Source organism: Epibacterium sp. HA2-3 (assembly GCF_055693725.2).
Genome location: NZ_JBVFUL020000006.1, coordinates 68,142 through 79,758, shown reverse-complemented (window position 1 = coordinate 79,758; position 11,617 = coordinate 68,142). Strand labels below are relative to the sequence as shown.

9 protein-coding genes are annotated in these 11,617 nt (G+C 60.4%); 7 read left to right on the top strand and 2 right to left on the bottom strand.

Annotated elements, in window-relative coordinates:
- The first annotated feature begins 221 nt into the window (after positions 1-221).
- Together ACZ1HH_RS20850 and ACZ1HH_RS20845 are read left to right on the top strand one after the other, a co-directional pair.
- Positions 222-1,318 (top strand): IS3-like element ISSisp1 family transposase gene (locus tag ACZ1HH_RS20850; RefSeq protein WP_416368220.1). Its coding sequence is split into 2 segments (ribosomal slippage): positions 222-483 and positions 483-1,318, totalling 1,098 coding nucleotides; the frame shifts between segments, so codons are not numbered across the junction.
- Positions 1,319-1,379: 61 nt separating this feature from the next.
- Positions 1,380-2,870, top strand: a complete 1,491-nt coding sequence (locus tag ACZ1HH_RS20845; protein ID WP_472637383.1) for a hypothetical protein — start codon at positions 1,380-1,382, stop codon at positions 2,868-2,870.
- Positions 2,871-3,030: 160 nt separating this feature from the next.
- Here the strand turns inward: ACZ1HH_RS20845 and ACZ1HH_RS20840 are convergent, their stop codons facing one another.
- Positions 3,031-3,363 carry a type II toxin-antitoxin system RelE/ParE family toxin gene (locus tag ACZ1HH_RS20840; protein WP_102855914.1) on the bottom strand — a complete coding sequence of 111 codons (333 nt, stop codon included), beginning with the start codon at positions 3,361-3,363 and terminating at the stop codon, positions 3,031-3,033.
- Entirely contained in the window at positions 3,363-3,638 is a 276-nt protein-coding gene (locus tag ACZ1HH_RS20835) for a hypothetical protein (protein ID WP_102855915.1), read from the bottom strand. Before ACZ1HH_RS20835 ends, ACZ1HH_RS20840 begins: the two co-directional genes overlap by 1 nt.
- 613 nt (positions 3,639-4,251) lie before the next feature.
- On the opposite strand from ACZ1HH_RS20835, the gene ACZ1HH_RS20830 reads away from it, so the two are divergent.
- The 5 genes from ACZ1HH_RS20830 to ACZ1HH_RS20810 all read left to right on the top strand — a co-directional run bounded on the left by ACZ1HH_RS20830 (position 4,252) and on the right by ACZ1HH_RS20810 (position 11,387).
- Positions 4,252-5,181, top strand: coding sequence for a DUF2493 domain-containing protein (locus tag ACZ1HH_RS20830; RefSeq protein WP_472637382.1), 930 nt, complete (start codon positions 4,252-4,254; stop codon positions 5,179-5,181).
- A gap of 529 nt (positions 5,182-5,710) precedes the next feature.
- Positions 5,711-5,917 carry a hypothetical protein gene (locus ACZ1HH_RS20825; RefSeq protein ID WP_133358581.1) on the top strand — a complete coding sequence of 69 codons (207 nt, stop codon included), beginning with the start codon at positions 5,711-5,713 and terminating at the stop codon, positions 5,915-5,917.
- A 559-nt stretch (positions 5,918-6,476) separates the two neighbouring features.
- Positions 6,477-7,070 (top strand): transposase, encoded by a 594-nt coding sequence (locus tag ACZ1HH_RS20820; RefSeq protein ID WP_472637381.1) that lies wholly within the window; start codon positions 6,477-6,479, stop codon positions 7,068-7,070.
- Positions 7,057-9,390 carry a relaxase/mobilization nuclease domain-containing protein gene (locus ACZ1HH_RS20815; RefSeq protein WP_472637380.1) on the top strand — a complete coding sequence of 778 codons (2,334 nt, stop codon included), beginning with the start codon at positions 7,057-7,059 and terminating at the stop codon, positions 9,388-9,390. The genes ACZ1HH_RS20820 and ACZ1HH_RS20815 overlap by 14 nt, the downstream gene beginning before the upstream one ends.
- A gap of 8 nt (positions 9,391-9,398) precedes the next feature.
- On the top strand, positions 9,399-11,387 hold the full coding sequence (locus ACZ1HH_RS20810) for a type IV secretory system conjugative DNA transfer family protein (RefSeq protein WP_472637379.1): 1,989 nt from the start codon (positions 9,399-9,401) through the stop codon (positions 11,385-11,387).
- Positions 11,388-11,617: the final 230 nt, after the last annotated feature.

The window sequence follows — 11,617 nt, the reverse complement described above, 5'->3', positions numbered from 1 at the left end:
AAGAGCCCATCTTAACCGATGCTGCATGTTGGAAGAATGGCTGCTATCAGAAATGTAAGCAATCAAGCCAACCATTTCTGGAGGTGGTCGCACTTGATCTTAAAATCATGGTTGGCAGAAATGTTAGGGGTGAGAACGCGTGATGTGATCCCCGAAAACGCCCCCGTTTTTGATTAGAGTTTTCCGCAGAGAAACCCTGGCTGGGAGAGGAGCGGAAACGCATGAAGGCATCGAAGTTCACGGACGCGCAGAAGGCGTTCATCATCAAGCAGGCGGAGGACGGCACCTCGGTGGCCGAGGTCTGCCGCAAGGCCGGGATCAGCACGGCAACATTTTTCAACTGGAAGAAAAAATATGCTGGCCTGATGCCATCCGAGATGAAACGGCTCAGGGAACTCGAGCAGGAGAACGCGCGTCTGAAGAAGATCGTCGCGGATCTCGCGCTCGACAAGGAAATGCTGCAGGACGTCATTAAGCGAAAGCTTTGAGGCCTGCCCGGAAAAGGTCGCTGGTCGACGGGATGCGGGCGGATTGGCAGGTGTCGATCCGCCGGGCCTGCGAGGTGATCCGGTTCGATCCGAGAACCTATCGCTACAAATCCCGCCGGCCTGGGCAGGCCGCTTTGGAACAGCGGATACGAGAGATTTGCCAGACGCGCGTGCGCTTCGGCTACAGGCGCGTGCATGTGCTGCTGCGCCGGGAGGGCTGGGAGATCAACGCCAAGAAGACCTATCGCATTTACAAGGAGTTGGGTATGCAACTTCGGAGCAAGACACCTAAGCGCCGGGTGAAGGCCAAGCTGCGGGATGACCGCAAGGAGGCTGTCAGCCCCAATGACGTCTGGGCTATGGACTTTGTTCATGATCAGCTGGCTACAGGCCGGAAACTTCGGGTTCTGACGGTCGTCGACACCTTCTCACGCTATGTCCCGGTGCTTGATGCTCGGTTCACATATCGCGGGGAGGACGTGGTCGCGACGCTTGAGCAAGTATGCAAGCGCACCGGCTACCCAGCCACCATCCGTGTTGACCAGGGCAGCGAGTTCATCTCCAAGGATATGGACATTTGGGCCTATGCCAACGACGTGACATTGGACTTCTCCCGTCCGGGCAAACCTACCGACAACGCCTTCATCGAGGCGTTCAATGGCCGGTTCCGGGCGGAGTGCCTGAACGCGCACTGGTTCATGAGCCTTGAAGATGCAGCCGAAAAGTTGGAGGCTTGGCGTAGAGACTACAATGAAGAACGCCCGCACGGGGCTATCGGGAACAAGGTCCCGGCAGACCTGATGAAATCAGTTCACGACACCAGCCCGTGAACCTGATGGAACCGCGGAAATTCTAACAACGGCCGAGGGCACGTTGGGTAGCACATCACGCGTGTATAAGCAGTTTTCCATATTGATGGCTTTTCTGGGGGCGACCATGGCGAATGCAGAGGAGTTCTGTGTCGTACCCGTAGCGGGAAGCGAAGCAAAGCTACCTGTGGAACTTGAACAGCCATACAGGATCGCGACGTCACCACGAACTGTTCCGGGTTCTGACGGGATGATTGTCAAGGCGGCCAATCGCCAAGAATTGTATGAATTCAATGGCTCGAGCCTTTCTTTAGTGGAGGACGATTTTCCGCATGTCTGGGGATTTGCGTTCGATCGCGGTATCCACGTCGGGCCGAATGGAGAGGCCTTCGGGTTTGGGTCTCGTCCGAGAGTGATATTCCGCCTTGGCTCTAATGCTTCGAGTTGGGACCCCATAGAAGCTACTCGAGGCTATAAGCGCGCATTTTTCGACCAAGGCGCCGGCGATGTTTACTGGCAAGCAACTTCGTCAGACCCATTGAAGCGGATCCAAGCCAGTGGCTCCAGTGAGGAAGTTGATCTGCCTGTGTTCAATGGTGATCAGACCATCTCCATCCGAACCATTGCTGAGATCAATGGTGCTTTGGCCTTAACGGGGCCACTCAGCTCAACGCCGCGAGAAAGCAGTTCGCTCTGGTTCCGACCGTTTGCCGGGGAGTGGACCAGAACGCCTGTAGCCTTGCCTGAAGGGCATCGTTTACTTCCAACCTTTCAGGATGCCAGAATTGAGGTCGGCAAGGGTATGGTACGGATTTTCCCCTCCAATACTGCCTTTGCGCCGCTGATCTTCCGCTTCTTCGAAGACGAATTGGGTTTTGTTTCAAGTCTTCCCGCAGGGACTTGGGACTATCATACGGGAAGTAAGAATTGGATCGGCAGGATTGGACCCTGGTCTCAATTAACAAAGTCGGGCCTGGGATCTTGGCGGGAAACACCCAAAACACGGCCGCCACACTTTCTCGTACTTGGCCCAGACGAAACAGTGGCGCGCCTCATTCCAAGCTTAACTTCTCAAAATGATGTTGTTGGCGAAACAGTTTTTTATCACCCTAGCCCGATATCCATTTCCGGCGAAAATCCAGTGTTCGTGCATGGAGACGAGGGCATCGTGGTTCTCGATGGCGTATCGTTGTCTCAAATGGAGGTGTTGCCCTATGAGGAAATCGGTGACCATCCCACCATTAATTCGTTAGGGGGGCTGAATATCATCCAGTCTGAGGCCGGGATATTCTTGCTGGATGACAACCTCTCGCTCCATAAGGTCTCTAACTTCCCGGTAGAAGCTCCGTGGCCACATGAAGTCAGAATTGACTATGTCGAACTATGGGAAGCCTACATTGTGATCGATAAACGATCAGGTGTGATCCATGTTTCAAATGATATGGAACGTTTCACAACCCTCGAGCCCGAAGAGAGGGTCACCGGTGTCGTAGGGTTGCTGCCAGAACCGACTTCGGTTTTGGTCACCGGTGAGGATCAACTTTATGCGGTAAAGCAAGGCTGTGACCCCTGATGGGCTCCCTCGCGGCTTTGCATCTTGACCTGTTTGGCAAATTTGAAAGCGGTCATTGGCGAAGCCGCAGCAATATGGTGCTTCGTCCGCATCTTTCCCGTTCAGGTCGAGCGCAGCGAAGGTCAGGTTTTGGTAATTTTTGTAGTAGCTGGCTTTGCAATTAGTCTGCGAATACCTGTCTTGCCGACGCGAGCCTCATCCAGTCCCGACCGCCGAATGCGACGAGAGCGAGATAAACAATTCCGGTATCTAAATCCGGTTTGAATACGATGGTTAGTCGGTGACCTGCCCCGCCATGGCGCACGAGCCATCCGTCCAGCTTGCCGCTAAGGCGAGCACCTGATTTTGGGTTTTCGGCAATTTCTTGGATAAGTGCATCGATTTCATCGAGCCTGCGGCTTGCTGCAGCAACGTCACCGTCAGTCACGTTGACAATATGATCAACGATACCGAAAAGGTCCCGTTCAAAGAACGGATGCCGAACAAAATGCATCAGCTTTTGTGAGCCATCGCGGCAAGATGGGCCCGTGCACCTTCTGTTACATTGGAGGCTTCGCCGACGGGTTCCCATTGGTCGAGTGGCAGAGACAGGCGGCGTTCCAATTCGGCCTCGAACAAAGACTGTTCACGATCCCGCTCTGCCTTGGCCTTCGCCAATTCACCCGAGACCGCCGCGCTCATGTTCGGGTACTCGCCAGCTTCGACCAGTTCCTTGGCGAAAGTGTAGGCCGTTTCGGTGAAACTAACTGATTGCTTTTGAACGCTCATGGCAAACTCCTTGGTGCTCTAATAGACTACCGATTTTTGCGATGTCTGGCAAGCTGATCAGGCTGACGTAGTGAGATGCGTCCATCACCTTAGGGCCTCCCCAGCCCGGCTTCGCGTGTCGCAGGGGAGAACGGCCCTTCGGTCCGTCGCGCATTCGGCCTCACCGCGGCGCAGCACCCGGCATCCCGGTTTGCCCGCCTCGCGAGCACGTCCCTCCCCGGCCGCTCCGCCGGATTACGCTCTGGTCTGTTTTGCGGGGCAAAACGATCCCGCCGCTTCATCCGTCTCCCGCGTCCGGTCGGGCCGTTTGCCTGCTCGGGTCGGGCAAACCTACCGTCAATACACACACATGAGTGCGGAAGCATATCCTCCGGATGGCCCCCAAATCAGCCCGCGTCAAGGATCGCAAAACTTTTCGGCGAGGGCGGTGCCTATGGCTTGGGGCGGTCCCGTGCGTGAGCGCGGGCCTGTGTCGGGTGCTGCGCTCGGAAAACTTTTGCGCCCGGCAAGCCGGCGGCTGCGCCGTCCCTGACCCGGGCAGATTCGGAAACCAGACATTCGGCCATGCCCCCACACTCACGTGGTGGTCGAACCCAATATCTGGAGAATGAATATGGCTTACGACACCGCTAACACCTACGAGACCATCGAGCTTTTCGGGCTGACCGAGAAGGACGCGCAGCTGCCGATCCCGGAGGATCACGTCCTGACCGACCGCATCATCCGCGAGAGCTTCGAGGCTCTGCTTGGTCAGTTGCGCGGGACCGGGCTCGAAGCGGAAATCGAACCGCTGGCCCATGGGCTCGCAACGATCCTCCAGCGCCGCAAGGTGGCACTCAGTAAGGAGGTTGACCGCACCGCCGACAAGATCGGCGCACTGGCAAAATCCCACGACGGATCGGAGATCGCCGAGACCGCGCTCGAAGAGGCGCAGGCGCGCTTTTTGCAACTGCGCGAGATCGTCAGCGTCATCGAGGTGATGAGCGAGGCGGCGGCGGAATGCTACGAGATCGAGACCGGTCACGCCTTCATCCCGGCAGCCGGGTCGCGGGCGAGTGTCCGGGCGCAAGAGACCGGGGCGGTCTTCGAGGCGCGGCAGCTCCTCGAGCAGCACGACCGCGAGACTGCCGCGAAGTCGAAAGTCGAGGGGGTGCCCCTGATCGTCTCAGGCGCCACCGACTGGACCGATGTCGATGTGATCTTCAACACGCTCGACAAGGTTCGCGAACGGATCAAACAGAACCGCAACCAGGAGATCTTCCTCTGCCACAAGGGTGGCAAGCACGGGGCCGAGATGATTGCGGCTCGGTGGGCCCGGGCACGCGGGGTCGCGCAGGCGCGCTTTGATCCGCGCTGGTCCGCGCACGGGCGGGCGGCACCGTTCAAGTGCAACGATGAAATGCTGGACGACAAGTTCGCGGCGACGGGGGTTGTACTCTTCGGCGGCAACGGGGTCGCGCTGAACCTCGGGCAGAAGGCGGAAGCGAAAGGCCTGACGGTCATGCGGGTTGCGGACGCGGCGAAGAAGACTGCGCAGGATTGAAGAGAGGGGGTCGCGCTTGGCGCGGCCCTTTCGTCATGTCTCATGGCGCGTGCGGTCGGTCACGCGTGATCGGCAGTCTGCGGCGGCCAGCACCGTTATCGCTCTACCCGGTCCGTCAGAGTGCGACCCATCCGCATCGGTAGGGGCTGGGGATGGTGCGCCCCTCGCACATCGTCAGCAGCGCAAGACCGAGGGGTCGAGACGTCACACATGAGGCTGAAGACCTGCACAACCCTCGGGTGATGTTTCGGAACATCGCATCCACGCGGGCGGGCGTCATCAGCACCCCGGCCAGGTTCGGCAGGACGTGGATGGTGGCGACTGCGTGATGGCAAGGGGCATCCGGGTCACTCCTTTTTGCTCATTGATGTGGATCGCATGGGGTCGGCCCAATCGTGCCCTGCGCTTCGCTCCGGCAAGCACAAATACGGCTTCCACGGCAGGGCCGCGGACCCTCCGCATTTGCGCTTGCGACCGGTCCTCTTGCCCCCGTGCTGGGTGATCCTCATCGCAACAAGGAGTAACCCAAATGACCAACCACTACGTCGCAACCGTCCCGGTCAAGTTCACCGACACCGATGGCCAGGAGCGCACCCGTTTTCAGCGCGTGGGTGCGATGTTCCGCAACACCCGGGGCGGGGATGGCTCGGAGTTCTTCAGCCTCAAGCTCGACTTTCCCGTCGCGGTCTCGGAGCTGGTGATGTTTCCGCCGAGCGCAAAGGATCCCCAAGACTGAATCCTCTGACGAGGATGGGCCGCCCCAGGATGATCTTGGGGCGGCTCGATCCCTGTTCCAGGGATGCCGTCACTGGCGCGTGTGATCGCCTATAGCGACCTCCTCTTGGTGTCGGTCGCTGCGCGTTCAAGGGACGCACTCCCCCGGAATGATCATGCCGCGACAGACCGGCCAGTCAGCCTCAAGGGGGCCATCCACAAAAACCTATCGGCCAGGGCCTCCCGGTTTTTGTGGCAGAGATTTGGCAAGCCAAATCTGGCCCTCCTTGACACTGCCTGTCCGCGCTGTCGGTGGGGTTTGCGCCCGCCCGCGGTTCCGTCCGAACACGTTCGTGTTCGGCCAGACCCTCGGGCGGTGCTGGGGAAGGGGACCCATTGGACAGGTGGGTCACCCGGTGGTGAGGGGGCAGAGCCGCGTCCCTGCGGGCTGCGGGGGAGCGGACACCAAGGCTGCCTGAGACTGAGCGCAACGTAAGTATATAATTGACAGCGAGGTATATTATCGTAAGGTGGGGGCAGCCTTGGTGGAAGGTGGCAGGAAATAGGGGGTCTTTCTTCGCATGTCGCGCTCAAAACGTCTCACAGGTGCGGACCGTATGGAGATCGTTCGCGAGGCTGCGGAAGGCGTTGCCACTTCAGTGCTGGCGGAACGGTTTGGCGTGTCGTCGCGAGCGATCCAGTATACGCTCAAAGCCGATGCCGAGCGCCAGACGGATGCCGCGATCCCGGTCTCGGCGGTCAGTGTGAAGGTCACCGCTGCGGAGCTTGCGGCGCTCGACGAGGTGTTGGCGAAGGCCGGGATCGAGAGCCGGGCCGAGGGGCTGCGGCGGCTCATCCAGGCGGCCGGCGGGGTGTTCGTTCCGGACGCGCAGATGGCAGCAGAGATGGCGCGATACAGATCCTCTTTGCATGAGGTTGGCAACGGGGTCGCACAGATCGCCAAGCAGATGACGCGTGCCAACCGGATGGGGCAGGGGGCCGTGGGGGACGCGAGTGCCGAGTTTTCTGAGCCGCGCCTTGCGCAGATGCGCGGGTTGGCGCGGTTCATCCTGGATTCCGCCGATGAGATCGATCTGCTTCTGCGGCGTCGGCGCGACGCAATGCAGCTCGAGGCCACGGCCGCGCTAAGGGAGTTTGCCCATGCGGCTGAATGATGCGGTTGACGCTGTCACAGGCGAGGTCTTCCGGGACGGCTGGAGCCGGATCCGGGGCTCGATGCAGGGGCTGCATGTCGCCAAGCAGAGCCAGCTTACGCGCGCGGCGGCGGGGCACCGGCCAGCGGTCTTCAAGGCGATCCGTGGCGGCGGCACGCATACCAAATCGCAGCTCGCTAACCAGCTTGATTATCTGACCACCAAGTCCACCCATATCGTGGACTCGAGTGGGTTCCTGGATGGTAAGGCCAAGCTCGAGGCGAAGGACATCAAGGATCTGACCGAGCGCTTTGCCAAGCGATGGGATGCAGGCTTCAAACCCAAGCTTGGCCAGACCACGCACATGCTGATGTCCTTCCCCATCGGCACGCGGGGCGAGGATGTGCGAGACATCGCGACGGATGTGGCCGAGCGGTTCTTCCAGAGTGACGCGGGGCATTTCGACTACATCATCGCGGTGCATGAGGACCGCGATCACCCCCATGCGCATCTGGTGCTGAACCGCCGCTCGCAAGAAGGCGAGTTCTTTTTCCTCGGGCGCAACCACCGCTTCAACTATGACGACTTCCGCCTCGCCATGGTCGAGGAGGCGGAGAAGTATGGCGTGCGCCTGGAGGCCACGCGCCGGGTGGATCGTGGAGTCGTGCATTACCCGGCCACTACCCGCGAGGTCTATGCCGCGAAGGAAGAGGGTCGCGCACCCCGCGGGCGGGAACGCGTGGGGGCCGACCTGACGCGGACGCTGGCCGAGATCGCCAACACCAGAACCGTCTACCATTCGCTTGCCGCTGAGGCTTCGCGCGAAGCCTGCGAGGAAATTGCCGCAGCCCTCTTCCGCGCGGGCGAGGTGCTGGCGCATGGCGGGCAGGTGGACCGAACAGGAGATGTGTATATGGCCGAGGATCAAAGCTTCGAGGATCTGAGAAGCCTCTATGCGGAGAAGCTCGCACGGGTGCAGGGCATGATCGCCGAGAAACCCGATGCCGAGCGGCCCGTGCTGGAAAAACGCCTCATCGAGATCCAGGCGCAGGTCCAGCACATGCAGCCTCTCGGTTTGCGATCATCCACGCTCTCCGAGGCTCCTTCGGAAGGCGGGATCTATTCTGAGGCCAATATCGACGCCAAACAGCTAGAACGTCTTTCCGAGCCGGACTTGCGGTCGCGCATAGACACCGCCCTGCGCGGAACCGGGATCAGCACAGCGGAAGTGGTGGCGCGGATCGAGGCGGGCGCCTCAAATGCAGCGCTCGAGCACCAATGGATCGCCGATGATCTCTCCAAGGTGGCCGAGGCGCGCGATCTGAACCTCGAGCGTCGCGCCGATCTGGAACAGGCGCGCGACATTCTCAACGATGTGCACGTTGAACTCGGCACGCTGTTGGAGCGGGAAAACGTGCTGCGCCGGAACGGTGTCGTGGAGGAGGAAGCGTTCGGCGAGCGGTTCCATTATCATGAGGGCGCGGTGCAGGCGATGGAAGGGACAATCCGACAGGAGATGCGCGCCGAGGGCCTGACAGCGCAGCAAATCGAGGACCGGGCGTGGGAGGTTGTCTCAAAGGCGGAGCGCCGGATCGCGGCAGAGCAGCGTGCATATCTCGAGGCACATCCGGAGCTGCTTGCACGCCCGGGCGATGTGATCGACCGGTCTGAGCCCTACAAGGAGACGATCACCGATGCGACCCGCGCCAGCGAGATCACCCGCGAGGTCGATCGGATCATGGAGGGTCGCGATGTCCGCACCCAAGTTGCGGATGCTGTCGCGGATGACTTGCGCCCGCGCTATCCGGACATGCCCTCCCACCTCGCCCGCGGGCTTGGCGCGACCTATGCGGCCGTCGTCGAGATCCGCGACACGGAGGCCATCAATCAGGTCCGCCGCGACAACGAGTTGCGCGAGGGGCTCGGGTCTGCCGAGCGCGACGACCTCCTCGCAGCCCGCGGTGAAACGGCGCCGCAGACTGACCGTACCGACCGTCTTGCAGACGAGATTGCGCGTGTCCTCGACCATGAGCGGGCGGGGGAGTTGTCCGCCCCTTTCGAGACCGAGGCGGAGCGGAACGCTTTCCGCGACGAGATCGCGCGGGTCCTGGACGTTCGCCAACGCGAGCGGCTCACATCCGGTGATGCCGATGCGCTGGACAAGGTTCTCGAGGACCGTCTCGACCGGCTCTATGTGGCCAAGGTCTATCTGCAATCCGATGATGCGACGGCCAACACGGAGGCCTTGCGCCAGGTGGTCGATGATCTCGCCGATGCCGAATACGAAAAACACCGCGCGACAGACGTGGATGGCGAGACCGAGCGGGGACAGGTCCATTGAGCGCCGCCATGGGAAAAGCGCGGATCGCCACAGGGGTCTTTCTGGTAACGCTGGTGACCGGGGCCATGGGCTATACCATCGCCTCGGCGGTGCTCTCTTATCAGGATCTCGGCTTCGGGGCCGAGATCGACTTTGCCTATATCGCACAGAACTACATAGCGATCCTCGATCGCCGCCCGGAGGATGCCCAGCTTATCCACCTGATCATCGGCAGCTTTGCCGCCGCCGGCATGATGTTGAGCCTCGCCCTGTCGGGGTCCGCTCTCACACGCTTTGGCCAGACCCATTGGCAGTCTGGGCGCGAGATGAAGGCCAATGGGTTCTTTGGGGCGCCCGGCACCGGGTTCATCCTCGGCAAGCTTGGGACGCCCGGCTCCCGCGCAAAATACATTTGCTCCAAGGTCTTCCCGCATGCGCTAATCGTGGCGCCCACGGGCCGCGGCAAGACCACGGGCTTTGTCATTCCGAACCTGCTGACCTGGCAGGGCTCTGCTGTGACGCTCGATGTGAAGGGCGAATGTTTCGAGGCCACGGCGCGCCACCGCGCCGCCCAGGGCGACAAGGTCTATCGCTTTGCTCCGACGGATTGGGAGGGCAAGCGCACGCATCGCTACAACCCGCTTCTGCGCATCTATCAACTGAAAGATCCCGCCCGCCAGCAGATGGAACTGCAGCTCCTTGCAACACTCTTCCTTCAAAGCGACAACGACCGGGTGCAGGGGCTGCTGAAAGGCGGGATCGATCTCTTCGTGGCAGCAGGCCTGCTGGCGTTCCAGCGCAAGCGTCCGACCTTGGGCGAGATCTACCGCATCGCGGCCTCGGGCGGGAACAAGCAGAAGGAGTATTTCGCGCGGGGCCATGAAGTCGACAACAGGGCAGCCAAGCTGATCTTCACGCGGCTGGCGTCCACCAACAACGATACTCTGACGTCTTATGTTTCACTCCTGATGACCTCGGGACTGGATCAATGGCAGAACCCGGCGATTGATGAGGCGACGGCGGTCTCGGATTTTGATTTCCGGACAATCCGCAAGAAACCCTTCTCGGTCTATCTCGTCGTCCAGCCGTTGATGGTGAAGCCGCTGGCGCCGCTGATCCGGCTGTTTTTCTCCGATCTTCTCTCGGCCATGCAGGAAAAGGACCCCGGGCCGGATGAGCCGTGGCCCGTGATGATCATGCTAGATGAATTCAACCGTCTTGGCAAAATGCCTATCGTGGTCGAAAGCATCGAGACCCTCCGCAGCTATCGCGGTCATCTGGCCGTCGTCACCCAGACGATTCCCGCCCTCGATGAAATCTATGGTGAGAATACCCGCCGAGCCCTGCAGGGCAACGCAGGGGTAAAGCTCTACCTAACCCCGTCTGACGAAAAAACCGTCGAGGAGCTGAGTAAGGCGGTCGGCAAGACCACAAAGACCGTGGTCACGCGGTCGCAATCCATCGGCAAGAACCCCTTCGAGGGCCGCAGCCAATCCACACGGACCGAAGAAAGCTCCTTGCTTCATGAAGATGAAGCACGCCGCCTGCCACTCGACGAGATCGTCATGGTCATCGATGCCCAAATGCCGGTCCGGGCGAAGCGAATCCAGTACTTTGACGACCGCCTGTTCAAAACGATCCATGATGCACAGACGGGAGACTTGCCGTTTCCAGAGCCGGGGGGCGCGCAGGGTAAGCTGCCGCTGAGTGTCCGCGCGATGCCGATGACACCGCCACCGGACGGGTCAGGCGGATCCGAGGCCGATGTTGAGGGCCTGCGCGAAGGTGTTGGCGATCAACCGTCCGAGCAAACTGAACCCAATCCACGGAAGACCGCGCCCATCGTTCAAACTGTTGTCGCCGAGGAACAGCGCCAGATGGAGATGGATTTTGAGGGCCAGGTTGCGGATTACGACACAGTGGATGATGAGGCGCAGATGCGCTCTGCAGTCGATGGCTTGAACGACATGGAAGCGATGTTGCAAGAGGAGGGTGGCAAAAAGCCAATTCGCCGGTAGGGCGGTGGGCATGGTCTGACGGTCATAGAGGGCGGGAACCGGACCTTCGCTGCGCCTGCGACAAGAATGCAACCGAGTATCGAAAGCGGAACTTCCAAGGAGATCAACGGAACTTCTCAACTTCGCTCTGTTGACTTGCGGTCCTGTAAATTCCAGGGCGCGGGCATCTGCCGATAGAGGGTTGCGACAAGCGTAGTACTTGATATGTTGCCGAACAAGAGCTTGCGTTG